We start from the raw sequence: 23,490 nt of genomic DNA, 5'->3' as shown, positions 1-23,490 counted from the left end.
TTTCATTGTTATGTCAACCGTTTCATTCTCTTTTAACGATGGTGGCGCAGCCCATACCGCCTCCGATGCAAAGGGTAGCAAGCCCTTTTTTCGCATTCCGTTTTTCCATCTCATGAAGCAAAGTCACAAGAATACGGCATCCGGATGCTCCTACCGGATGGCCAAGGGCAATGGCTCCGCCATTTACATTTACCTTTGACAAATCAAGCTTTAAATCTTTCGCCACGGCTAATGACTGGGCCGCAAATGCTTCATTGGCCTCAATGAGATCAAACTCATCCACCGTCATATTCGTCTTTTTAAGAAGCTTCCTGGTTGCAGCCACCGGACCGACTCCCATAATCTCAGGTGCTACACCTGCAAGGGTACCTGCTTCCCAGTATGCCATGGGCTTAACGCCCAGCTCTTTTGCCTTTTCTTCACTCATGACTACAATTGCTGCCGCCCCATCGTTTATACTGGAGGAATTGGCAGCCGTAACGACTCCATCCTTTTGAAAGGCCGGGCGCAGTTTTGAGATTCCTTCCGCCGTTGTTCCGGGCCTTGGACCTTCATCCCGGTCAAAGACAATGGTTTCCTTTTTCTTTTTGATCTCCATTGGCACAATTTCTTCTTTAAAACGGCCGGATTCAATGGCTGCACATGCCTTCATCTGACTGGATGCTGCAAAACGGTCAAGCTCCTCTCTTGTAAGCCCCCACTGTTTTGCCACATTTTCTGCCGTTACGCCCATATGGTAATCATTGGATGCATCCCATAGTGCGTCATTTACCATGGCATCAATGAGCTGTCCGTGATTCATGCGGTATCCGAAACGGGCATCTTTTAAAAGATAAGGGGCCATGGACATATTTTCCGTTCCTCCGGCCACTACAATATCCGCTTCTTTGCACTGGATCATCTGGCTGCCAGATTCACACAGTTTAACCCGGAACCGCATACCACATTGATGGTAACCGCAGGGGTCTCCACAGGAATCCCTGCCTTTAATGAAGCCTGGCGGGCCACATTCTGTCCCAGGCCAGCCTGAATCACGCATCCCATATAGACTAAATCAACCTGATCCGGCATGACTCCTGCCCGTTTTAATGCCTCATTGATAACGGCTGCTCCCATATCCTGGGGAGAAACTGTGCTTAATGCTCCTCCCATGGTTCCGATTGCAGTACGGCAGGCTCCTGCCAATACAACTCTTTCCCCCATAATAAGACCTCCTTTTCCATCAAATACAGCCATGTCATAAGCTGCGTTCCTTATAAAAGCTCCTTGTAAAGAGTTTTCCCGGACTGGTTCTTAGGAATCTTATCCACCAAACGAATCCGTACTGCCCTGGAATTTATCCCTGTCATCTGATAAAGATGTTCCAGGATCAGCTCCTCTCCAGATTCCTCCCTGTGATCTGTATAAATGACCAGATTGTCATCTGTTCCCACACAGGCAAAATCAATTCCTTCAAAATGTTCCTTTAACAGCCGCTCCGCCTCATCAAGATTTACCCTGTTTCCAAACATTTTGATGAAACGTTTCTTTCTTCCGGTGATGTAGTAATAACCGTCCTGATCCTGTTTTGCCATATCACCGGTATGCAGGATGCCCTTCCACTCATCTTCTTTTTTTAAATCCTCAGGGCAGCAGGCATATCCAAGTGCTACATTTTCCCCTTCGTACACCAGTTCTCCCTGGGTATCCGGTTCTTTGATTTCTTTTCCCTTATCATCCTCCAGCCAGAACCTGCCTCCTGGTATGGCAACTCCCATGCTCCCGCATCGCTCCACTGCTTTTGCAGCGGGCAGATACCCCATTCTTGCCGTGGCTTCTGTCTGCCCATACATAACAACAAATTGCTTTCCAGTCTTTTCTGCATAGGAAGCAAACTCTTTATGAAGGTTCATGGGAAGCTTTCCTCCTGCCTGTGTCATGGTCCGTAAATCCGGCAGGTCCATCTGGAGAAACCCGATCCGTTTCAGAACCTGGTAGGTATAGGGAACTCCGCCAAAGGACGTGGCCTTTTTTTTCTTTTACATAATCCCAAAACGGCTGTTCTACCATACTGCGGACCGTAAGCAAAAGGGATGCACCCACTTTTACATGACTGTTGATGATGGATAATCCATAGGTGTAATTCATGGGCAGTGTGGTAACAGGTCTTTCCTTCTCATTGATGTTAAGATACTCACATATGGATTCTGTATTGGCATCGATGTTCCTTCCGCTCTGCCTTACAAGCTTTGGACTTCCTGTGCTTCCTGATGTAGTAAGAAGTAAGGAAAGCTCTCCGTAAAGGGAAGGCGGCAGCTTCTCCTTTCTGCGGCACAGGCAGTATCCCTGTGTTTTCCATACAACCTCACATTCCTCTGCCTTTAAAAGACAATCTTCCGGTATGTATAGAAAAGCCGGGCGGTATTCACGGATCAGCCGCATTAGAAGCTCCTGGTTGATGTGTTTTTCCAGCATCAAAGGAACCACCCCTGTTTTTAAGCAGCCCAGATACCCAAACAGAGACCCAATGGTATTCTGGCATAATATAAAAATCAGTTTTTTCCCTCCGATATACCGGTAAAATTCCTCTGTAAAGAAATCCAGATCCCGGTATGTCACCGTCTGTCCGGCATCATCTGCTGCCAGCAGCCGGTCTTTGTATGACTTTTCTTCCTGAAACAGACGCATATTACTCCTCCCAGACAATTTCCCTGGACAGCATCCCAATCAGATCCTGCCCATCCCATACAAGATCCATGTTCAAGGCTTCCCCTATGGGCACCACCCTGTGGATTCCATATAGATGGTTATTTATAATATAATCTGTCAGTTCCTCCCTGCGGATTCCGTAATACGTCACCGTCTGAAGTTTCCTGACTGCCAATTGCCTGACCGCCGTCCGGTAATCTCCCTGATACTCAAAAAACAATCCGCAGGTTCCACGGTATCTTTCCGGATTTGGAGGAATTTTAGAAAGCAGGACCGTATAAAGCAGGTTACCGTACTGCTCTGTCTTTAAGATTTCCTCCGTTATCATGGCGTATCTGCATAAGGTCTCGTATTTTTTTCGTTGCCTTATGAGGGTTTAACTCATAAGCGGATGCTTCTTTCCTTACGGCGTTCCACCATCTTCTGCGGATCTGTTCTGTCCTTTCCGTCTTTTCTTCCTGGTTCCATATGACAAACTGAGGGCTGGAGCAGGCATTCTGATCCATGGCATAAGCATCCTTTACAAATCCGTATGCCAGCGTTTGAAGTCCTTCATCAGGAATCGTTCCAATCCGGTTTGTATCCAGAATACAGATGGAATACCGGTCTGGAAACATGACCTCCACGGCATCCGGTCTTAGTTTCATTCCTCTGACCGATTGTATGGCCTGATCTCCTCCCCATACCATAAGACCATCGCATTCCTCCAGCCAGCTTTTGATGATTTCATTGTCTCTTTTACAGGAAAAACAGAAATCCGATTTCTGACCGATGAAAATTCCGGCCGGCTCAAAAGATTGTCAATTATTTCACATAGCTTTTGATCCTCATCCCGGCTCCTGGAAGAGATCCGTACCACGCAGCTGTTTCCAGCCAATAAGCCGATGACCATACTGTAGGCAAACAACACCGGGACATTGGAAGAAACAATATGAAAGATCACACCTCTGCCTATGCGAAGTTTTCGATCGTCGTACCGCATCCGAAATTCCTCCATATGGGTCCTTCTTAACCAGAACCCAAAAGCCGGGATTTCACGGTAGGTTTCAAACTCCGTTCTCCTTTTGCGTATTTCAATAGAAAGCTCTTCCAGAAAATCCAAAACAGGTTCTGAAAAAGGTTTTAACGGCTCAGCCTTTGGCTGGCTTACTCCTGCCAGATATGTAACATCATCCATCATAGGTGTCGCTGCACCCCCTTATCTCAGCCTGGCGTATTCTTCCAAATACTTTAAAATATTTTCCCAGACGGCCGCAGGGGCAATCATCCTCTCCCAGAATGATTCCCTCATCCTCCGTAAGTATGGAGTGCCCGGGATAAGAAAGGGCAAGGGGAGAAAGTACCTGTATGATCCCTTTTTCTCCATGGGAACAGACGCCAAAATCCTTTACCCGTCTGGTTATGATATCGGAATATAGGCTTGCATGGAGGTGACCCTGGGAACATTCCACGTAGATACTGCCTGTCTGTTCTGCCATCCCATAATAATTATGGATTTCTTTTATGCCGGACACTTCCCTGATCCTCTCCTTAAATTCATGAGCGGAAACCGATTGGTCCTCAAGCTTTTTAAATCCTCCCCCATGGATAAGGATTCCTTCGGGAATATCCAGCTTTTGCCCGGACTTTGCAAGGGCCTGATAGAAATACTTCCAGATCATATAGGTGAAGCCAAATATCAGGATCCGTTTTCCCGTATAGCGGTCCAGAAATTGCCGGATTCTTTCCATATCAAGGTTCATATCCTGGTCCAGCCCATAACAGATTCTGGAGGAAAAATAGAAAATCCAAGGATTCCCGCTCCTCTGGCTGAAAACAAGTTTCTATTTTTTAATACATCCGGACTGTCCAGGACCAGAAGGGGAAGCCGTTCCTCTCCCCAAAAGTCTCCTCCAATATTTGCCAGTGCCCTCTGCTGGTAATTTGCCGTATCCCTATCCAGATAAATCCTTGATACCCTCTGCCCTTTTGTTCCGGAAGAAGTCATGGTCTTAAATACCTTGTTGTCTGGAATGCTGATTAAGTCCATATCCTTAAAAAGCCCAACCGGAAGCATAGGGATCTCTTCCTCTCCCAGCTGGCCATGTTCCGGAATCATAAGGTGTTTCAACAATTGTCCGTATGAATGACAGTGCTTTCTGTGATAATCCGTCAGTTCTGTCAGCCATTCTCCGTACATCAGTTTTTTCTCTTCCTTTGCCGCGGAAAACGGCTTCCTGCTCAGAATGCCTTCATAATCCATAATGAATGGCTTCCCCCTTTTTTTTAAATCACAACACCGTATTTTGCCAAAACTTCTTTTCCTTTTTCATAGGATGAAAAAGCCATTACATCTGAAGTACTGATATGGATATCAAAGGTCTCCTCCAGATCTGAAATCAGATCCATATGTCCCAGAGAATCCCAGGAATTGGTTCCTCTGTAATTCAGACCGGGAAGGTCCTCTTCCTTTACTCTTAAATCCCGGATAAATAACCGGTTGTAAGTCTCCAGATTTGTCATAAAATCTCACTCCCTTTCTCCTGCCACGGCAAACAATGTTTTCATCATCATCTGCCTGCTTCTGACTGTAAGAACTCTTTCCCCGTGCTGATTTTTACAGGTACCGAAAAAAAGTCCGATGTAGCAGTCCTCCTGTTCCTCAAAGGAAACAAACTGGACGGTAATTTCTACAGTATCCCCGCAAAAAAACCGGCCGTATGAATCTGGTATTGTGTTCCATGTACACCGTTCCGCTTCCGGGAATACTTGTTCCCATAAGGGCGGAAACCAGGGAATCAATGAACATTCCATGTGCCAGCGGTCTGTCAAATCCAGTCTTTAAAGCGACCTGTGTATCCTGGTGAAGCCTGCTTTCATCCTGAGTCAGCCTGGCAAACATTTCTATATCCTCTTTCGATATGGTCCTCTTTGCCGCTGCCGTTTCATGAAGATGCAGCATTCTTTTTTCCTGGGATGGGGAGGGGGTTTCCTCATTTGATTTTAAAAGCTCCTGTTCCAGCTGCCTGAAGCTTTCTTCATCCCATACCACAGCCACCTTGTAACGTGCTTTTAAATTTTTCACTTCCGCACATCTTCTGCTGCAGCCGCAGACCACCACCCAGTAATCGCAGACCTGGTCTCCCTTTGGTGTCACGTATTCATGCCCAGGATTTGTTTCTCTTAATTTTCTGACCCGCTTTGCCCTGTCATACACAGGATTGCAGCCCCCGCAGTACTTAATCCCAATTACCATCTCCGCCTCCTAAAGCCTGACTACTTCTGGCATTCCAGCATGCTTTGCAGTTCCTCGGCCACAGTGCCTAAGGGCCTGTTGCTGTCACTGACAATGCAGATCTTACGCTCAGGAATCTGTTCATGAAGCTTTATTTCCAGAATATCCTTTGCCTCAAGGAATGGTCCGGCAAACTCCTCCGGCACAAACCCAATTCCAAGATTTTTTCGGATAACCGGAATAATAAGATCCATAGTAGCCACCTCAATGGCCGGCTGCATGGTAAGGCCGCAGGAACGGTAGAATTCCTGAAGAAAGCCAAAGGTGGTGGTGGTACTGGACATGGTGATAAGAGGAAGCTTCACCACCTCTGAGAGGAACATTTTTCTCTCTCCATATTCCTTATACATTCTTCCACCCACCAGAATGCTCTTAAAGGATTTGACTTCAACTACCTTTAAACTCTGTTCATAGTCAATAGGGGTTGTGATAATCGCCAGATCGATCTTTCCAGCCTTCAGTTCACTGAGAGTCTGCTTTGTATTATAATTGAAGATATTAAGCTTCACCTGAGGATACTGTTCCTGGAAAACTTTCAGTTTCTCAACCAGGTAAGACCGCATAGCCACCTGAGTTACCCCTACATTGATATGGTCATGCTGCTCTCCCATCAATTCTCTCAGCGTTTCTTCCCCCTGCATCAGTTGTTTGCATGCAGGAGCCACATAGCTGTAGAGATGTTCTCCTTCGGCTGTCAGAGTGACGCCTTTTCTGGATCGTATAAACAGCTTGCACCCCAGCATGCTCTCAAGATTCTGCATGCAATATGTAACTGATGGCTGGCTCGTTACCAAGGCATTTGCGCTCTGGTGAAATTTTTGTATTTGGCTACATAGTAAAAGACTTTATAATGCTCAAAATTAGCAGTCATACCATCACTTCTTTCATAAAATATTCATATAGCAATCTCCATTGGCAAACTGTCTCTGCATTGGCAGGCTATTATGCCAAGGAGATTACTATGGATACCACAATTACACAAATCGAATCTTTTCTTGATGCAAAGGTAAGGCTTACTTTCCCTGCTCTCTTTCTTTATCTAATTTTACGTTTCTGCTATAAAGCCACATATCGAATGTAATTTCAATAAAATTTAAAAAGTAAAAGAACCAGGATAGGAAAAACAGCCAGTCATTCCCTGAAGGGGATGATCCATACAGCAAAAACTTTCTTACAATTCCAAATATGTATCCCAGCCAGATGAAAATTTCAAAAGAAAGACTTTTCCCTTTTGCAGTTCTGGACACATAAGACTTATGAATGGAAAACGGCCAGGATAAGCCAAAGAATACAATCATAAGCGTTTCCAGCAAATTAGAAATCATAATGATATTCATATATCCCCTCCTTTGTTTACACTACACCAAAAGCACTTCACTAAATCGCTTTTCAAATTCTCCTGATAACTCTTCCCGGAAGGCCGGTGCCGCAATCTTTATCAGTCCCTTGCCCGTTCCCTTAAGGTTTTTCCTTTTAAATGGGCAATTCCATATTCCGTTACAATATAATCCACATCGTTTCTGCTGGTTGTAACCGCTGCCCCCTCTGCCAGAAACGGTACAATCTTAGAGATGGTTCCTCCCTTTGTGGTAGCGCCAAAGGCGATGATTGACCGGCCTCCCTTTGAGGCAGAAGCCCCTCTTACAAAGTCCATCTGTCCGCCTACTGCTGAATATTGCTTTAGACCAATGGCTTCCGCACATACCTGCCCCATGAGATCAATCTGCAATGCGGAATTTATGGACACCACATTATCATTCTGGCTTATAACAAAGGGATCGTTCACATAGCTGACTGGCATCATGCAAATGGCAGGATTGTCGTGTACAAAATCATACAGTCTTCTGGTACCCATCATAAAGGTTATGACCATTTTCCCTCTGTCAATGTTTTTCTTTTTCCCGGTGATTGCCCCTTTTTCATAAAGATCTATGATACCGTCGGAAATCATCTCCGAATGAATCCCAAGATCCCTCTTATCCCCAAGGAATTTTAAAACTGCATCCGGAATTGCTCCGATTCCCAATTGGAGACAGTCTCCATCCCGCACAAGGCTGGCGATGTTTTCTCCTATCTTTTCCTCTACTGCTCCGATTACCGGACGGCCATGCTCATGGATCGGCTCATTGCTTTCCACAATGGCTTCCAATTTGCTGACATGGATAAAATTATCTCCCATTACCCTTGGCATATTGGGATTGACCGCTGCGATTACCTTGGTGCCCGGCTGTTCTCCCACTTCTTTTGCAAAGTCACAGGAAAGGCCGTAGCTGCAGTAACCGTGTTCATCGGGCGGTGATACGGTTACTAAAAATACATCCGCAGTATTCGTCTGTGTTACGTAATTTGGTATCCGGTTAAAGAAACAAGGGGTGAAATCGCCCTTTCCCTCTGCTATATAGCTTCTGCTGCGCGTGCCTACAAACAGGGAAATGTATTTAAAATGTTTCTCCATTCCAGGTTCAAAAAACCTGCAGGCTCCCATGTCATGCTGCTGAACAATATGAACGCCCTTTAAATCCTCCTGAGCCGCATGATCAACCATTGCACTTACAAGCATATCCGGTTCCGCAGCCGCATGAGCAATTAACACCGTATCCCCTGAATGAATGATTTTTACAGCTTCCTGAGGGGATTTTACCTTTGAAGCATAGATTTTTTTCCAGTCCACGTAGCTACACCTCCTGATATTTTTCAGCAAAACGTCTTTCGAATTCCTCTGCCAATCCGTCCTGGAACTGAGGTGCCGCAATGCGGATCAGCTGACGTGCTCTTTCTCTTAAAGTATTACCCTTCATTTTTGCAATTCCATATTCTGTTACAATATAATCCACATCATTTCTGGTAGTTGTTACGGTGGCTCCCTGGGTCAGGAAAGGCACGATCTTTGAAATGGTCCCTTTTTTTCGCGGTGGCAGGAAATGCTAATATAGCTCTTCCTCCCCTGGAAAAAGATGCTCCGCGGATAAAGTCAACCTGCCCGCCGATTCCGGAAAACTGTTTTAAACCCATGGCCTCAGAGCAGGCCTCTCCCATGAGATTTACTTCTACTGATGAGTTAATGGAAACCAGATTATCATTTCTTCCAATGATCGTAGGATGATTGACATAATCCACCGGCGCCATGTATAATCCAGGATTATCGTCTGCAAAATCATAGAGCCTCCTGGTTCCCATAAGGAATGACACCACCATTTTATCCTTGTTAAAATTCTTTGCGCTGCAGTTAATTACTCCGCGCTCATAAAGGTCGATGACACCATCTGAAATCATCTCAGAATGAATGCCAAGATTTTTCTTATCTCCAAGGAATTTTAAAACTGCATCCGGAATGGCTCCGATTCCAAGCTGCAGACAGTCACCATCATGCACCAAAGATGCTACGTGCTCACCAATTGCCATCTCAACATCGCCGATGCGAGGAAGCCCAAGCTCCGGAATCGGAGTATCATCCTCTACAATCACATCGATATCGCTCACATGGATAAAACTGTCTCCCATGGTCCTTGGCATATTGGGATTCACTACAGCAATCACCTTTGCCCCTTCTGCTTCTGCTGCCGGCTTTGTATAATCGCAGGATACTCCAAAGCTGCAATAGCCATGTTCATCAGGCAGGGATAAGGTAACCAGAACTACATCAGGCTTCTTTACATTCTGATAAAAGTAAGGAGTCTGGTAAAAATAACATGGCGTAAAATCCCCGCGGCCGCTGTTTACGCAGTCTCTTGTTTTCGCTCCCAAAAACAGGCTGTTTTCTCTGAAATGCTTTTCCATACCAGGCTGTGCATAAAGGGAATGCCCCATATCTACCTGCTGAAAAATTTCAATGTCTTTTAAGTCAGCCTTTACCGCATAATCCACCATTGTGTCAACCAGCTTCATCGGCTCCCCTACTGCATGCCCAATTACCACACGGTCACCGGATTTTATAAGCAGTACAGCTTCTTCCATGGTTTTAAGTCTTGATAGATATATCTCTTTCCAGTTCATACTTATGTAACCTCCCTGACACAATATTTTGATATAAAAATATCCGCCATAAGTCCAGTCCCATATGTTTATGGCGGATATTTCTCCTCAATAAGCCGCATACATTCAGGCTTCTATATTAATCCTCAATTTTGGCTATGGCTTTAGCAAGCTCTTTCTTTCTTCCAATGTTTCCCTGGCGGGAGATCATGATTCTCTGTGCCTGGGGAGAACCAGCACCATGGAGAGACTCGGTTCTGTATCCTACAGCTGCTGTGCCAAGAGTCAGATTTTCAATCAGACGCAAAATCCTTAGGCGGTTTTCTGTAGAGACTCCCTCAACTCCCTTTAAGTACTTCTCCACATAGCCGCCGATGACCGGATCATTCAAATCCTTTTCAGACGGCGCCGTTACCATAAGGCCGCCGGCAATGTCTTCTGCCAGACGTGCAATCTCATACGGGAATCTGGTAACGTTCTGCTTACATACATTGGCCAGCAGAAGGTCAATGATGTAATTTCCGGATTCTGTTGGTGTCCCTTCTGCGGAACAGGCAATGCCGCAGCAATACAGGGTTTCATTTAAATGAGTCATTTCAATCAGCTTATCCTTGATATGAGAAGCCTTGGGTACTCCATTGTAATCTGCCGCCAAAGCGGTCGCACCGATTAACACATCCCCTACGCCTACCTTGCACCCGCCGTAGGACTGTCTGTGGTATCCTGCAAAACGTTCCACCAGAACACCTGCAAATTCATATTCTCCATCCAGGAAGATGCGGTCATTGGGGACAAATACATCGTCAAATACAACCAGCGCTTCCACTCCTCCGAATTCGCTGTTGCCCACATCGATCTGGCCTCCCTCCAGCTTTCTGGTGTCACAGGACTGTCTTCCGATTATCATTGTGATTCCATCCGCATCCGTTGGAACCGCAAAGGATACCGCAAAATCCTTATCATCAGGTCCCATGGCAACGGTAGGCATTACAATTACTTCCTGGGAATTGATAATACCGGTCTGATGTGCTTTGGCGCCTCTTACAACGATCCCGTCTTTTTTTCGCTCCACCACTCTCAAATACATATCCTGATCCGGCTGATCATGAGGAGCCAGCCCCCTGTCACCCTTTGGATCCGTCATGGCTCCGTCTACGGTTAAATCCTCATCCTGAACCATTCTTAAATATTTTTTTGAAATTCTCGTGATAATGGGTTCCATGCTTTTTATCAATCTCATAGGTGGTGGACCATTCCGCATTAAATGCATCCATACCTACACACCGCTGAAAACAGGAAGCCGTCTTCTGGCCGCAAAGCCTTTGCATCTTTACTTTTTTTTATCAGATCAGCCGTACTTCTGTGAATATTGGCAAACCGGTTGATCTTGCGCCCATCCTCTAAAGTCACTGTCATTAAATCTTCATATTCCGGCATCTGAGCCAGATCATAAGTGGCCTTTACAGAATTAAGCGACGGTCTTAAAATCGGATTATCAATGGGATCATCAATTTTTTCCCCAAACATGTAAACATTCAGTTTCATTCTGCGCATGCTTTCCACATACTCTTCCCCTGTCATCAATGCCATAACCATTCTCTCCTTTTATTAACTTTGCAGACTGTCTTCCAGCCTTGTCAATCGGATATTCGCAATTCACTTTGCTGCTTGATGAGATTAAAGTGCGACTGCATCATTAAGATCAAAATAGTTCCTTGTAAATCTTAAGGACTCTTTGTGCATCTAAGGGCACAAAATTATTTGCCATAAGCCTTCCCTGCTGCTCCATAACACTCTTTGTAAACACCTCAAGCTCTTCCGGTTTTACGCCGTATTCATGAAGAGACTTTTTAGGAAGAATTGTCCCAAGCAGCTCATCCAGCTTGTCATAAACGTTTTGGACACCGCATCCCAAAAGCCTTGCCATCCGCTGGTTCATTACGGCAATTTCTCCATCCTGGCATATTTCCATGTAATTTTTCAGAACACCTGTAAACATGGCATAATTGCTTTCTCCATGAGCCACATGATAGGTTCCTCCAAGCGGATAGCTGGTGGCATGGACAGCCGCACATCCTGCAGTTCCAAAAGCGATTCCAGCATAGTTGCTTGCAATCAGGAAATCCTTCATAATCGGTATCCTTGCTTCCCTTCCCTCTGCCGCAATCTTCTGGTATCCCCTGATAATCATCTCAATGGCTTTGTAGCCAAACAGCTTTGTATAAGGGGTGGCTTTTGGAGAAAGGCTGGATTCCACTGCATGAACCAGTGCATCAATGGAGCTGGTGGCAAACACCCCAAAAGGAAGTCCCTTAAGAAGCTCCGGTACAAGCACCGCATCATCCGCATACATATGAGGAGATACCAGTCCTACCTTGGTCCCCAGTCTGGTCCGGTTAATGATGGAAATATTGGTCACTTCACTTCCCGTCCCGCAGGTTGTAGGAAGAATCACCAGGTCACGTTTCTTTTCAATCTTCTCCGGCGCCTCATAAAGAGAATCCAGGGATTCTCCTGCTGACACAGCCAGAATCTTTGCAATATCAATTACCGTGCCTCCGCCGATGGCGACGATCCGTTTGCAGTCAGTCTTTGCTGCTGCTTCTAAAATCGCATCCACCATGACATCCGTAGGTTCTCCAGTCCCATAGGTTTCCTGAAAGATTGTATGTACCTTTAAACCCATATCACCAAAATACGGGTTATATATGTATTCATTGGTCAATACCAGATCATCGCTTCCCAGATTAAAATCCTCAGCGAATTCAGAACAGGTTTCGTAATATGAAATCTGGGATTTTAAAATAACTTCCTTCATAAACGGACTCTCCTATGCAAAAATTTCTTCATCAGACGGCTGTTTCCAATCTTTCCTGACAAATGCGATACGGCTCTTATTCATCAGATGGGTATAGAAGAGGTTCTCGCTGATGGCATTGTTCCCCCAGCTTCCGCAGCCAAGTGTTGTGGTAGGTTCAATGCATTTGCAAAAGCGCCTCCGGCCATGCTGGAACAGGTCTGATTCACAACCACACGGCTTACAGGCAGCTTCACGCCTGCATATTCGATATGTGCTTTATCATCAGACTGAATATCTGCTGAGTGGCCTTCTCCTTCTACCAAAAGGTTATCATAGGCAATCTGCACTGCCTCTTCCCATGTCTTATAGCTGTAAGCCGCCATCACTGGCACATTTTTTCCTTACTCCATGCCACACCGGCACCATGTCTTTCCGGCTTAACGATAATGACCTTTGTCCCCTCAGGAATGGAAATGCCCGCCAGTCCTGCGATGGTCTTAACCGACTGTCCGACCACGTGTTTATTAATGACGCCGCCTGGGAATACAACCTCTGACAGACTGGCAACCACTGCCGGATCATCAATATAATAAGCGCCCTGAGCCACAAACTCTCTGATAATGGAGTCATAATCCTTTTCCGGGGCAATGATGCTCTGGGTGCCGGAACAGATGATTCCATTATCAAAGATACGGCTGGCTATCATACGGCCTGCTGCTGCCTTGTAATCGATCCCTTCATCAATCAGTCCCTGGACATTTCCAGGCCCAACCCCATAGCTTGGTTTTCCGCTGGAATAAGCAGATTTTACAACCCCCATGCCTCCGGTTGCTATGACAGCATCGCAGGCTGACATCAGTTCTGTGGTCAGGTCAATGGTAGGCTCTTCTATTACCAGAAAGATATCTCTGGGAATACCCATGCGGTCTAACTCCTTATAGTAAAGATCTGCCAGCTCCATAGCACATTTTTTTGCCGCGGGGATGAGGAGCTATGATAATGGTATTCTGGCATTTGACTGCAAACATGGCATTGCACATGGGCGTTACAACCGGGTTGGTGCACGGAGTCGCCGCTGCGATGACTCCCATGGGCTTTGCTACTTCGATGAGACCTGCCTCCTCGTCTCTTCCAATGATGCCGATGGACTTCTTTCCTTTAAGCGAATTCCAGATAATTCTTGACTTCCCCTTATTTTTAGTAATCTTGTCCTCATATACACCCATTCTGCTTTCTTCTGCAGCCAGCTTTGCCAGCGGCTGTGCATGATCGAAAACAACCTTTGCGAACATTTTTACAATTTCGTCTGTCTTCTCCTGATCATAAGTGCATAGGATCTGCTGTGCTTTTTTAGAACGTTCTACCAATGACTGAATAAACTGATTCATTTTGGTTTCCTCCCTGCTTGTTATTAGTGATTTTTTTAACATTGTTTCTTATACTAGTTTAACTCTTATTCTCAATAATTGAAAATACTAGTTTTTTTATCATAAACGATAGAATTTTTTATATGCCACTTTTTATGCACTTTATACAACAATTTATAAGTCTATTATGAAAGTGTTACATCTATACGTGTTTTTTTATTTTGTTTTTGTTACCTTTATTGACAAAACCGCCAAATACAATTTTGCTTAAAGGAACTGATTTATAGTGCTTTCCACATAAAGATGACCTGGTTTCTCTCCTTAATTCCAGTACTTTTATCCATACCTTGAACATTATTGTTATAAAATAAACAGCATACAGCAAAAGGGGGGTTGTGTCTGAAAACAGAAAAACCTTCGGACCGCCAGCTCTGTTTATCATAAAAACTGAAAAAGGCAGATTCCGAAGAACCCGCCTTTCATGGTACAATGGAAAAAAAAGTTCCAACTTTGTTAGAATGAAGTCACCAAAACAAACATTTTCACAAAGGAGAAAACTTTATGCCTGGATTAAGTGAATTACGTTTGGGAAGCAATAGTAAGATTAAAATAAATTTAGGTGATTAGAATCTATGAAAGTTATTTTTTAGCTAAGGGAATAAAATGATATGATAGAATATTCATAAAACTTCGAAGATTTTTTGATTAAAAGATTATCTGATTAAAAGATTTCTAAATCGAAAGAATTGATTCTTTTTATAACGGGCTGCCAGTACATCCGATCCTTTAAAATACGTATTACAATGACCTTGTTCTCTTTTACCACAAAGAATATAAGATAGATGCTGTGTGGCTTATAATATACTTCGAGCCCTTGAATCAACAGTCCTGTTTTTGTATAGGCCTTTGAAAAAGGGCTCAATTTTGATATGGCATATCTGATATTTTTTGAGAACACTTCTGCAGTTTCACGGTACTTAAACGTACTTAAAATATACCGTTTTATCTGTGCAATATCATTTCTTGCATCAGATGTCAGGCGTATTTTATAATTTATTGGGTTTCCCATACATTCTCCTAAATTGCGTCAATTTCTTTCCACGCTTCTTCAATTGTATACAATGAACCACGCTCCATACTTTCAATTCCCTTTTCCAGTTCCGACTTTAAAGCCTGTATTGCGTCAGCTTCCGTATAATTTAAATGTTCCGGCACCTGAATAAAATTTGATTTTATCATTTCTCTCATCTCCTCTCATGTTTTAATATAGCTTCATTATACTTTGAATCAGCACAAGATACAAGAGTAAAAGTGCTTTTTTTAATTCTATCCCATTCATGTATTTTTGATGCGGCATGCATCCCATTATCTGAGTCAAATGAAACAAACTGCCCGGTTTATATGCTTCAACCAGGCAGTCTGTTTTGAGTTAAAAATATTTTATACGATTGATCCGCCGCCGTCTACAATGATAAACTGTCCCTGCACATAACTGGAGGCATCGGAAGAAAGATAAAGAATGGTACCGTTTAACTCTCCTCTGCGTCCGGGACGCCCCGCCGGATTCACCGCATTGTATGCGCTTAAGAATTGCTCTGACTTAAATAAGGTGTTGGCAGTCATTTCTGATTCAAAAAGTGCGGGCCCAATGGCATTTACCGTAATTCCATATCTTGCATAGGAACAGGCCATTCCTTTTGTCAATCCAATAACCGCTGATTTTGAGGCATTGTAGGCATGCCTGATAAACATATCACTTTTATCTGCAATGACCGCATTGACAGAAGCGATGTTTATGATTTTTCCATAGCCTCTTTCCTTCATCTGAGGAATCACATATTTGCTTGCTAAAAAGACTCCCTTTACATTGGTGTCAAAAGACTTATCCCATTCCTCTGTTGTTATGCTGTCAACACCGCCACGTACGGCAACTCCTGCATTGTTTAATAAAATATCAATGTGACCGAAAGCAGCCAGCACAGCCTCCATAGCTGCTTTTACGCTGTCTTCCTGTGTGATGTCACAGGACACTGCCAGGGCTTTGCGCCCTAATTTCTCGATCTCTGCTTTCACTCCGTTAAGTTTCTCAATGCGCCTTGCCAATAAGGCCACATCAGCCCCTGCTTTCGCATAAGCAAGAGCCGCATCTGCCCCAAGACCTGCACTGGCTCCTGTTACAACTGCTACTTTTCCTGATAAATCAAATAAATTTTCCATAATAATAAAATCCTCCTTCTTAAAATGTATCTGCATTAAACAACAGGATTTTTCCTGTGTGGCAGTTCAAAACACAAAGCTTCCGGACACCGTTTAAACGGATGCCAATCTTTCATGTATCCTGTTTTAAATACGTCCGGTCTCCATAAATGCCGTGCGGTCATAGCGCCCGGTCAGCAAATACGGAACAATTTCGTCTGCATCCAGCTTTTCCATCAGATTCAGCTTGTGTACAAGCAAGCTGTTCTTTGAATAAGCCCCTCCGATAATGGTATTGATGGGAAGCTCTCCCCATGGATCATCCACGCTGGAGGTAAGATTTAAGGCTGCAAAGCCCGGCTCCCAGGCCTGATAATTGTACTCGCACTGGTTCATGAGCAAGGCGCCGTTTGTGAAATGGGATACTCCCTTTTCATCGGGAATGCGGTCAAAATGAAAATAGAAACCGCCTCCAAAGGTCTGTTTGCCTGCTGCCGGAAACTGGTAAAGAGCTGCTGCCATGGGATTGTTGTATTCACCTGATTTTACAGTTGCCTCTACCAGCTGTGTCCCCCTTCTGGTAACACCTGCAGTGATCCTGTCACCATTCTTCCGGATAACAAATTCAGCTCCTGATTTCTTTGGAATACTCCCGTTATCACGGCCGCACTGTACCGCCATTTCTGATCCCGGACCTCCAAGCACCAGGCCCAGGGGATATAAGCCCAGGGATTTTCCGTAAGTTGCATAAACACCAAGAATTGCCTCGTAGTAATCATCTGCAAAGGTGGGGTTCTTAACGCGACAGACGGAAAGGGTTACAACAGGCATGGAAAAGGGCTTTAACGGAGGCGGCAGTATTCTGGCAACAGCTTCCGGATCAGTCAGATAGCTGATATAAATCCCCTCCTGATTATCCATAAGAGAGATTCTTCCGAAGTTAGCCATGTCTTCCCCTGTAATAAGAAAACTGGGAGCTTTTCCTTTCTCTGCAAACAATTCCCGTCCGGTCTCAAAGCCGGTGCGTACCGCCGGCGCTATGGGTCCGTCTTTTAAGGCGCTTCCAATTACCTTCACCGGAACTCCCTCTGCCTGCAGGCTTTGAAGCAGTGACTGATCCGGAAGAAATCCCAGAGACAATACCACGGCATCTGACTCTGCAATGACCTCTTCCTGATTCTCAAGATTCTCTAATACAACCCCCTCCGGTGTGATTTCCTTAAGGGAATGCCCCAGTAGGTAAACAGCCCCGGCTTTTTCCAGCCGCCCGCATACATCCGCCACATTGGTGCGGTTTCCATTGGGTGCCGGTTTTTCAGCCATATCTACAATAGTAACTTTATTTCCTCTCCCGCACAAATATTCTGCTGTCTCAAGTCCCGTAAGACCGGCTCCTATTAATGCGACCCTTTTTCCTTTTAAGTCCGCTTTGCCGGACAAAACAGACTCTGCTGTAAATACATTGCAGCCGTTAATTCCCGGAATCCTGCCCGGAACGATTGAAGAGGAACCGGTGGCAAGGATGACCGCATCCGGCTTACAGGCTAAGATCGTCTCAGCTGCTGCCTCCGTGTTCAACCGGACCTCCACACCAAGCCGGCTGAATTCGCTGTTGTAATAATCTGCGATCCACTGCAGCCGTTCCTTCCCAGGCGGCATTTTTGCCAGATTTACCATGCCTCCAAGCTCTGACCGGCGGTCAAGCAAAATCACCTCCACGCCTCGCTGGGCAAGGGTCTGGGCAGCACACATGCCTGCCGGTCCGCCTCCCACGACCACTGCCCTGTGCCCTTTTATATCCTGGACTAAGTCCCCGTATTTTCTTTCTCTTGCATATCTTGGGTTCAAAGAACATTCCGGCGGCAAACCGGCGGCATTGTATTCGCTTAAGCTTTCAAAGCAGCGGAGGCAGGATACGCACTTTCTCAATTCGTCCTCTCTGCCCTCCAGTACCTTTTTGCCCCACTCTTCATCTGCAATCCAGGAACGCCCCATGGATACAAAATCCACCACTCCCTCTTCCAGAAATGTTTCTGCCACTGCAGGCTCCCTGATGACGGATACACCGATTACCGGGATCGTTACATGGCTTTTTATTGCTGCCAGCAAATCATGTCTCCAGCCCTGAGGAAAGGACATGGGCTCCACACAGGTCATTCCTGTTTCATATAAGCCGCAGCTGACATCTATAAAATCGATTCCCTCCTGTTCCAAAGCCATAGCAATCTTTATGCCGTCCTGTATATGTAAATATTCCTCCGTTACTCCTGTTTTATCCAGGAACTCCTCCACGCTCAACCGGACACCAACCACAAAATCCGGGCCGCATGCCTTTCTGATCCCTGCAATGATATCAGTTACAATTCTCAGCCGGTTCTCAAAGCTGCCGCCATATTCATCTTCTCTTTTATTGGTATAGGGAGAAAGAAACTGGTGGAGCAGGTATCCGTGGGCAGCATGCAGTTCAATGCCGTCACAGCCTGCTTTTTGTACTCTGGCAGCACCGTCTGTGAATTGCTGGATAATTTCTTTTATTTCCTCTGTCGTAAGGCCCCTGGTCTCCTGCTTGGCCACCTTGCAGGGGATGGGAGATGGTGCCACAACGGGCTGGCCGCCCAGAAGGGCCGATACCGTTTCACGTCCCGGATGATGCAGCTGTATAAAAATCCTGCTTCCATGCCTGTGAACCACCTGGGCAAGCCTTGCCAAAGGCTCAATGTGCCTGTCCTTTGTAACAGAAAGCTGCCTCATAAGCCCTGCCCCATGTACGTCATTAATCCGGGTGATTTCCGGAATGATTAATCCTGCCCCTCCTATTGCTCTTGCCTCATAAAAGGCCAGCATATCTTCTGACGGCGTACCATCTAGGTTGGCAAGTCCGCATCCCATGGGTGACATTACCAGGCGGTTCTTTAGTACCACCTTACCGATTTTCCCCTCTTCAAATAACCTGTTATACATCATATACCTCCTGTTCCGTTTGTAAACGTTTCCAGTCTTGACATCAGTATAAAAGAAGTGCAGTCATACCACAACGTATATGATAAACGATAAGGATTTGACAACTTGTTTACAATGCACTATAGTCTAAGAAAAAGCCATTGCCCATTCATCCAGGAAATGAGGAAAACCATGACATTTTCAAAGCTGATTGAAAGAATTTCTGAAGAATATAACATAGATATCCTCTCTCAGGAGGAAAATTCTGAAATACAAAATGTTGCTTTTCTGGACGGCAGACAGAATTCTGCCGCCAAAAACACCCTTTACTTTGGTTACGATAAACAACTGGCGGCTGCAAAGTCTTTTCCTGTCCATTGCATTCTGGCCGGAACCGGTGAACATGTACTGCCCTTTTCGTTGGAAGGCAATGCAGCCCTGGTCCCGGAAAACTCCCTGTTTTCTATATTTAATGATATCAAAACTTTGGTCGAATCCACAAGAAACGATGGCATTTATACCGAGCTTACGGCCCTGGCTGATGAAACCCGCACCATAGAATCTGTTATTGAAGCCGCTTCCGTAAAGCTTGGCAATTCCCTGTTATTTTGCGACATGAATTTTAAAATTCTTGCAAGCTCCGACTCCTACCCTGTCCCTGATCCTCTCTGGATCGAAAATACAAAGCGGGGCTACTGCGGCTATGAATTTATCAATGGGGTAAAAAGCATGCAGTGTGTCCGCAATACGCCTCAGACTACTGCTGCAGTGGAAGTCACCTGTCCCATATCCCCCTACCGGAAACTGGCCAGCAAGGTATTCCATAACCAGACGCAGATAGGCTTCTTATTGACCATTGAAGGAGAGAATCCCTTCCTTCCCTTTCATTTTGAAATGCTGAGCATCATAAGCCATGCCCTTAGCTATACCATTACCTGTTACACCCCCGGGCTGTTTGAAGGGACCGGCCTGTATCACGATCTGCTGTACGAAATGTTAATAGGAGCGCCCTTAAGAGATATTCAGCCAAGGCTTAAAAAGCTCCGTTTTCCTTCCAGAATGCAGGTGATCTTTCTCCGTCCTGCAAAATATATGGGGCAGCAGCACTTAAATTCTCTTGCATGCAAGAGTCTGAAGGCTTCTATCCCAGGCATTCTTGTTACCTGCCATAAAAAAAGGCATCGTCGGAATTATTCCCTTAGATGAGGAAGAAAACCCAGGCCCTGGAATACTGGAAAAATTAAAGGCATTGTATCAAAAAGAACCGATGCAGATTGGAATCAGTAATTGCTTTACTGACATGGAAACCTTTGTGCGCCACTACGAACAGGCGCTTGCGGCCCTGGAAATGGGACAGAAATTAGGAAGCGAAGAACCTGTGTGCTTTTACCAGGATTATCAGATTTTTCACCTGCTCTCCGAGGTAAAAGATGCCGGCCGCCTGGAACGGTTCTGCCATCCCGCCCTTGCAGTGCTGAAACAGTATGACCGGGAAAACAGTTCTCAATTGTACAAAACGCTCTGTGTCTTTATTGAAAAGGGCTGCAATATCAAGCTGGCCTCTGAAAGCCTGTACATACACCGTAATTCCCTTGCATACCGCTTAAACCGCATCACCGGCTTATGCCAGCTTGATTTGGCGGATATCAATACCCTGTTCCTGCTGCGGCTCTCTTATTTCATAGACCGGTATACGGAATAAAACACAAAACTACCGCCGCAAAAGTTTTCTTGACATTCCATTTTCCAGGGCGTATAGTTAAGGATTGTACGGTACTGACCGAAAGCTTTACCGCAAATCTACTAATCAGGTGAATCGACCATGCAATCAAACTTTTTAAAACAAAGCACCGAGCAGAGGCGGGATTTGATCCTTAACGGCTCCGTCTCTGCGACCATTTTATTCCTTTCGGTTCCCACCCTTATGATGGGTCTGATCCAATCCGCCATACCGGTCATCGATGGTCTTTTTCTTAACAATCTCGTAGGAACCCAGGCGGCCAGCGCCGTCACCTACTGCACTCCCATTGTAAATATGATCTCTGCCCTGGCTCAGGGAGTGAGCGTGGCGGGAATGGCCATTATCGGGCAGTCCAATGGAAACGGCGACTTTAAGCACAGCCGGAAGATTTCCACTCAAATCATTGTCTTTACTTTTTTTTGCTGGGTTTTCTCCTGGCTCCTTTGCTGATTGCCCTTGCCTTTCCCATATCCGCCCATGTAAATGAAGAGATTTCCCACGATGTCTTTGTCTATCTTGCATTGAGCGCCTGTGTGACGCCCTTTTCCTTCATGGAATCTATTTATAATTCCATAAAGAATGCCAATGGCAAGCCAGAGGATACGTTTGTCCGTATGGTGATCATGCTGATTTTAAAAATCATTTTCAGCGCCCTCTTCATTATGGTTTTCCGCTGGGGTCTTGTGGGCTCTGTCATGGCCTCCCTGGCATCCAACTTTTTAATTACTGTGTGGATGTATTATGAATTATTCTTAAAAGAAACGGGAGAACGCTTTGTCCTCACCGGCTTCCGGTTTGACTGGACCATCATCAACACCCTTTTGCGCATAGGCTTTCCTGCCATGCTGTCCAGCCTCATGCTGAACCTGGCTTCTTCCTCATCAACAATGAAGTGGAAAAATACGGATCCATTGTTTTAAACGGGCAGGGAATTGCCAATAACATTACCTCCATCTGCTTTATCCTGCCCTCTTCCTTTGGTTCCGCCGTCACCACCATGGTCAGCATGAATGTGGGAGCAAACCAGCCGGAAAAGGCAAAAAAGGCCTGTTTAACGGGCTGCGTCATAAGTGCCATTACTGCCGCCCTTTTGATCGCCCTGGTGGTGCCTCTGTCTTCCAGACTTACGGTGTTATTTACAAGGGATGCCTCCGTCCTTTCTGTGGCAAACCAGGCGCTCCATATTTATACCTATTCCGTGATCGGCTTCGGTATCTGTATGGTTCAGCAGGGAGCCTTTATCGGACTTGGAAAGACCCGGATCACTCTCTTCATCAGCCTGCTGCGGGTATGGCTTTTGCGTTACATATTTATACTGGCAACGGAACACTTTTTAAGCTTTTATTCCGTATTCTGGGGCAACCTGTTTTCCAATTACATGGCCGCCCTTATTACAACCATCCTGATCTTTAAGGTGAAATGGGTTTCCGATATCAACTACTGATAAAATGGATCTGCAAAAAGCCCTGTATGATATGTTTAAATGTTTCCCAAAAGAAGAAAAGGGGTAAATTTCACCCCTTTTCTTCTTTATTTATTCAACTATAGATCTAGTTTTTTCTCTCATCCTTCCACACATAAAGTATTCCCTTTTCCTCGAATTCCCTGATCTCCTCTTTGGTATACCCCAGATTTTCCAGGATTTCCGGTCCCTGCTCTCCGATCAAAGGACCGCCATTGTACTCTGGAACGCCCATTTCCTGAAATTTGACCGGCGGTCTTACCAGTGTGCGCACATTTCCATTGCCGTACTGCATTTTATAGAAGCAATCATTGGCCCATGCCTGCTCATCCTCCAAAATCTCTTCCCAGGACTGGGCAACGCTGAAAGCAATGTCATGTTCCTTTAAAACCGGTACCCATTCCTTGGCTGTCTTCTTTTCCATTGCCTCCATACAGATGTCATAGACCTCTGTGCCCAGGCCTTTTGCCTGAAGGTTCTGGATTGGGAAGTAATTCTCATTCTCTAATAAATCATCTCTTCCAAGAGCTTTCATGAACTGCTTATAATAGGTGTTGTAATCCGGCATACAGGTCTGAATGAATCTGTCATCCTTTGTCCTCCATGCCGCGTTAAAGGGGTTGGCGCTCTCCCTGATGTTAATGGGATATTCTCTCGCCGGGCCGTCATAATTGGCTGCCTGGATCATCATTCCCATGTTATAGACAGCCGTCTCAAACAGGCTGGTTTCCACCTTTTCTCCCTGTCCGGTTTCTTTTGCATGATACAATGCCGCAAGAATTCCTGCCGCCAGGTTCATGGCCACGTTATGGTCTCCAACTCCCGGAACCACATTCATTGGAACCGTTCCTTTCTGACGGAGGGAATGGAGATAACCTCCTCTTGCAAAGAACGCCGTGAAATCAAACCCGGGAAGGTCTTTATCCGGGCCGTATTCACCGTATCCGGTTACCATGCATAAACCAGCCTGGGATATTTCACCTTTAAGGTTTCATAGTCAAGCCCCGCCCGTTCAAGAGCCTGGACTCTCCAGTTGGTGATCAGCACATC

At 45.4% G+C, this 23,490-nt stretch carries 23 protein-coding genes and 5 pseudogenes; 5 read left to right on the top strand and 23 right to left on the bottom strand.

Going from position 1 to position 23,490, the window contains the following annotated elements; translation table 11 throughout:
- Window positions 1–22: 22 nt before the first annotated feature.
- From JCM10519_RS13105 to JCM10519_RS13015, 22 genes and pseudogenes are all read right to left on the bottom strand, one after another.
- A pseudogene (locus tag JCM10519_RS13105) lies at window positions 23–1,203 on the bottom strand (acetyl-CoA C-acetyltransferase).
- 50 nt (window positions 1,204–1,253) lie between these two features.
- Window positions 1,254–1,958 carry an AMP-binding protein gene (locus JCM10519_RS29745; RefSeq protein ID WP_347844136.1) on the bottom strand — a complete coding sequence of 235 codons (705 nt, stop codon included), beginning with the start codon at window positions 1,956–1,958 and terminating at the stop codon, window positions 1,254–1,256.
- Window positions 1,879–2,667: an AMP-binding protein gene (locus JCM10519_RS29740; RefSeq protein ID WP_347844120.1), complete on the bottom strand. Its 789-nt coding sequence runs from the start codon at window positions 2,665–2,667 to the stop codon at window positions 1,879–1,881. Before JCM10519_RS29740 ends, JCM10519_RS29745 begins: the two co-directional genes overlap by 80 nt.
- A 1-nt stretch (window position 2,668) precedes the next feature.
- On the bottom strand, window positions 2,669–3,016 hold the full coding sequence (locus JCM10519_RS13095; protein WP_054739684.1) for a hypothetical protein: 348 nt from the start codon (window positions 3,014–3,016) through the stop codon (window positions 2,669–2,671).
- Window positions 2,976–3,670: pseudogene (locus tag JCM10519_RS29735) on the bottom strand (acyl-CoA reductase). The gene JCM10519_RS13095 and the pseudogene JCM10519_RS29735 overlap by 41 nt, the downstream one beginning before the upstream one ends.
- 187 nt (window positions 3,671–3,857) lie before the next feature.
- On the bottom strand, window positions 3,858–4,430 hold the full coding sequence (locus JCM10519_RS29730; protein ID WP_347844119.1) for an acyl-protein synthetase-related protein: 573 nt from the start codon (window positions 4,428–4,430) through the stop codon (window positions 3,858–3,860).
- Window positions 4,427–4,930 carry a hypothetical protein gene (locus JCM10519_RS29725; protein ID WP_347844118.1) on the bottom strand — a complete coding sequence of 168 codons (504 nt, stop codon included), beginning with the start codon at window positions 4,928–4,930 and terminating at the stop codon, window positions 4,427–4,429. The genes JCM10519_RS29730 and JCM10519_RS29725 overlap by 4 nt, the downstream gene beginning before the upstream one ends.
- Before the next feature lie 23 nt (window positions 4,931–4,953).
- Window positions 4,954–5,190 (bottom strand): hypothetical protein, encoded by a 237-nt coding sequence (locus tag JCM10519_RS13075; protein WP_054739678.1) that lies wholly within the window; start codon window positions 5,188–5,190, stop codon window positions 4,954–4,956.
- Window positions 5,191–5,329: 139 nt separating this feature from the next.
- The gene (locus JCM10519_RS13070; protein WP_054739676.1) at window positions 5,330–5,923 is read right to left on the bottom strand and encodes a MaoC/PaaZ C-terminal domain-containing protein; all 594 of its coding nucleotides are present in this window, start codon (window positions 5,921–5,923) and stop codon (window positions 5,330–5,332) included.
- Between the two features lie 20 nt (window positions 5,924–5,943).
- Window positions 5,944–6,786, bottom strand: a complete 843-nt coding sequence (locus JCM10519_RS13065; RefSeq protein WP_347844135.1) for a LysR family transcriptional regulator — start codon at window positions 6,784–6,786, stop codon at window positions 5,944–5,946.
- Between the two features lie 189 nt (window positions 6,787–6,975).
- Complete coding sequence (locus JCM10519_RS13060) at window positions 6,976–7,299, bottom strand: hypothetical protein (protein ID WP_347844117.1); 324 nt, start codon at window positions 7,297–7,299, stop codon at window positions 6,976–6,978.
- A gap of 101 nt (window positions 7,300–7,400) precedes the next feature.
- Complete coding sequence (locus tag JCM10519_RS13055) at window positions 7,401–8,633, bottom strand: acetyl-CoA hydrolase/transferase C-terminal domain-containing protein (RefSeq protein WP_347844116.1); 1,233 nt, start codon at window positions 8,631–8,633, stop codon at window positions 7,401–7,403.
- Between the two features lie 4 nt (window positions 8,634–8,637).
- A pseudogene (locus JCM10519_RS13050) lies at window positions 8,638–9,955 on the bottom strand (acetyl-CoA hydrolase/transferase C-terminal domain-containing protein).
- 118 nt (window positions 9,956–10,073) lie between these two features.
- Window positions 10,074–11,524: pseudogene (locus JCM10519_RS13045) on the bottom strand (4-hydroxyphenylacetate 3-hydroxylase family protein).
- A gap of 112 nt (window positions 11,525–11,636) precedes the next feature.
- Window positions 11,637–12,752 carry an iron-containing alcohol dehydrogenase gene (locus JCM10519_RS13040; RefSeq protein ID WP_054739672.1) on the bottom strand — a complete coding sequence of 372 codons (1,116 nt, stop codon included), beginning with the start codon at window positions 12,750–12,752 and terminating at the stop codon, window positions 11,637–11,639.
- An 83-nt stretch (window positions 12,753–12,835) separates the two neighbouring features.
- Window positions 12,836–13,126, bottom strand: coding sequence for a hypothetical protein (locus tag JCM10519_RS29720; RefSeq protein WP_347844115.1), 291 nt, complete (start codon window positions 13,124–13,126; stop codon window positions 12,836–12,838).
- Window positions 13,117–13,695 (bottom strand): hypothetical protein, encoded by a 579-nt coding sequence (locus JCM10519_RS29715; protein WP_347844114.1) that lies wholly within the window; start codon window positions 13,693–13,695, stop codon window positions 13,117–13,119. The genes JCM10519_RS29720 and JCM10519_RS29715 overlap by 10 nt, the downstream gene beginning before the upstream one ends.
- On the bottom strand, window positions 13,670–14,122 hold the full coding sequence (locus tag JCM10519_RS29710) for an aldehyde dehydrogenase family protein (protein WP_347844113.1): 453 nt from the start codon (window positions 14,120–14,122) through the stop codon (window positions 13,670–13,672). Before JCM10519_RS29710 ends, JCM10519_RS29715 begins: the two co-directional genes overlap by 26 nt.
- Before the next feature lie 700 nt (window positions 14,123–14,822).
- Complete coding sequence (locus JCM10519_RS13025) at window positions 14,823–15,170, bottom strand: type II toxin-antitoxin system RelE/ParE family toxin (protein WP_054739667.1); 348 nt, start codon at window positions 15,168–15,170, stop codon at window positions 14,823–14,825.
- A gap of 8 nt (window positions 15,171–15,178) precedes the next feature.
- Complete coding sequence (locus JCM10519_RS29705; RefSeq protein WP_347844112.1) at window positions 15,179–15,340, bottom strand: hypothetical protein; 162 nt, start codon at window positions 15,338–15,340, stop codon at window positions 15,179–15,181.
- A 201-nt stretch (window positions 15,341–15,541) separates the two neighbouring features.
- The gene (locus tag JCM10519_RS13020; protein WP_054739696.1) at window positions 15,542–16,318 is read right to left on the bottom strand and encodes an SDR family NAD(P)-dependent oxidoreductase; all 777 of its coding nucleotides are present in this window, start codon (window positions 16,316–16,318) and stop codon (window positions 15,542–15,544) included.
- Between the two features lie 126 nt (window positions 16,319–16,444).
- Window positions 16,445–19,261, bottom strand: coding sequence for an acetoacetate decarboxylase family protein (locus JCM10519_RS13015; RefSeq protein ID WP_347844111.1), 2,817 nt, complete (start codon window positions 19,259–19,261; stop codon window positions 16,445–16,447).
- Between the two features lie 168 nt (window positions 19,262–19,429).
- On the opposite strand from JCM10519_RS13015, the gene JCM10519_RS13010 reads away from it, so the two are divergent.
- The 5 genes from JCM10519_RS13010 (at window position 19,430) to JCM10519_RS29685 (ending at window position 22,422) form a co-directional block, all read left to right on the top strand.
- Window positions 19,430–20,443 carry a hypothetical protein gene (locus JCM10519_RS13010; protein ID WP_347844110.1) on the top strand — a complete coding sequence of 338 codons (1,014 nt, stop codon included), beginning with the start codon at window positions 19,430–19,432 and terminating at the stop codon, window positions 20,441–20,443.
- Window positions 20,394–20,939: a helix-turn-helix domain-containing protein gene (locus JCM10519_RS29700; protein ID WP_347844109.1), complete on the top strand. Its 546-nt coding sequence runs from the start codon at window positions 20,394–20,396 to the stop codon at window positions 20,937–20,939. The genes JCM10519_RS13010 and JCM10519_RS29700 overlap by 50 nt, the downstream gene beginning before the upstream one ends.
- A gap of 120 nt (window positions 20,940–21,059) precedes the next feature.
- Window positions 21,060–21,428 (top strand): MATE family efflux transporter, encoded by a 369-nt coding sequence (locus JCM10519_RS29695; protein ID WP_347844108.1) that lies wholly within the window; start codon window positions 21,060–21,062, stop codon window positions 21,426–21,428.
- The gene (locus JCM10519_RS29690) at window positions 21,422–21,898 is read left to right on the top strand and encodes a polysaccharide biosynthesis C-terminal domain-containing protein (protein WP_347844107.1); all 477 of its coding nucleotides are present in this window, start codon (window positions 21,422–21,424) and stop codon (window positions 21,896–21,898) included. Before JCM10519_RS29695 ends, JCM10519_RS29690 begins: the two co-directional genes overlap by 7 nt.
- Window positions 21,871–22,422: an MATE family efflux transporter gene (locus JCM10519_RS29685; protein ID WP_347844106.1), complete on the top strand. Its 552-nt coding sequence runs from the start codon at window positions 21,871–21,873 to the stop codon at window positions 22,420–22,422. The genes JCM10519_RS29690 and JCM10519_RS29685 overlap by 28 nt, the downstream gene beginning before the upstream one ends.
- Window positions 22,423–22,528: 106 nt before the next feature.
- Here JCM10519_RS29685 and JCM10519_RS13000 read toward each other — a convergent pair.
- Window positions 22,529–23,487, bottom strand: a pseudogene (locus JCM10519_RS13000) (CaiB/BaiF CoA-transferase family protein).
- Between the last annotated feature and the right edge of the window lie 3 nt (window positions 23,488–23,490).

Source organism: Clostridium sp. NkU-1 (assembly GCA_001312405.1).
This window is presented reverse-complemented; position numbering and strand designations above follow the sequence as displayed.

What these genes read in the sequence shown, in the direction of transcription:
- JCM10519_RS13075 (WP_054739678.1), bottom strand. Translation starts at nt 5,190, where the DNA reads ATGACAAATCTGGAGACTTACAACCGGTTATTTATCCGGGATTTAAGA.
- JCM10519_RS29725 (WP_347844118.1), bottom strand. Translation starts at nt 4,930, where the DNA reads ATGGATTATGAAGGCATTCTGAGCAGGAAGCCGTTTTCCGCGGCAAAG.
- JCM10519_RS29715 (WP_347844114.1), bottom strand. Translation starts at nt 13,695, where the DNA reads ATGGAGCTGGCAGATCTTTACTATAAGGAGTTAGACCGCATGGGTATT.
- JCM10519_RS13070 (WP_054739676.1), bottom strand. Translation starts at nt 5,923, where the DNA reads ATGGTAATTGGGATTAAGTACTGCGGGGGCTGCAATCCTGTGTATGAC.
- JCM10519_RS13020 (WP_054739696.1), bottom strand. Translation starts at nt 16,318, where the DNA reads ATGGAAAATTTATTTGATTTATCAGGAAAAGTAGCAGTTGTAACAGGA.
- JCM10519_RS29740 (WP_347844120.1), bottom strand. Translation starts at nt 2,667, where the DNA reads ATGCGTCTGTTTCAGGAAGAAAAGTCATACAAAGACCGGCTGCTGGCA.
- JCM10519_RS13060 (WP_347844117.1), bottom strand. Translation starts at nt 7,299, where the DNA reads ATGAATATCATTATGATTTCTAATTTGCTGGAAACGCTTATGATTGTA.
- JCM10519_RS29695 (WP_347844108.1), top strand. Translation starts at nt 21,060, where the DNA reads ATGCAATCAAACTTTTTAAAACAAAGCACCGAGCAGAGGCGGGATTTG.
- JCM10519_RS13040 (WP_054739672.1), bottom strand. Translation starts at nt 12,752, where the DNA reads ATGAAGGAAGTTATTTTAAAATCCCAGATTTCATATTACGAAACCTGT.
- JCM10519_RS29710 (WP_347844113.1), bottom strand. Translation starts at nt 14,122, where the DNA reads ATGAATCAGTTTATTCAGTCATTGGTAGAACGTTCTAAAAAAGCACAG.
- JCM10519_RS29705 (WP_347844112.1), bottom strand. Translation starts at nt 15,340, where the DNA reads ATGATAAAATCAAATTTTATTCAGGTGCCGGAACATTTAAATTATACG.
- JCM10519_RS13010 (WP_347844110.1), top strand. Translation starts at nt 19,430, where the DNA reads ATGACATTTTCAAAGCTGATTGAAAGAATTTCTGAAGAATATAACATA.
- JCM10519_RS13095 (WP_054739684.1), bottom strand. Translation starts at nt 3,016, where the DNA reads ATGATAACGGAGGAAATCTTAAAGACAGAGCAGTACGGTAACCTGCTT.
- JCM10519_RS29730 (WP_347844119.1), bottom strand. Translation starts at nt 4,430, where the DNA reads ATGAACCTTGATATGGAAAGAATCCGGCAATTTCTGGACCGCTATACG.
- JCM10519_RS13015 (WP_347844111.1), bottom strand. Translation starts at nt 19,261, where the DNA reads ATGATGTATAACAGGTTATTTGAAGAGGGGAAAATCGGTAAGGTGGTA.
- JCM10519_RS13025 (WP_054739667.1), bottom strand. Translation starts at nt 15,170, where the DNA reads ATGGGAAACCCAATAAATTATAAAATACGCCTGACATCTGATGCAAGA.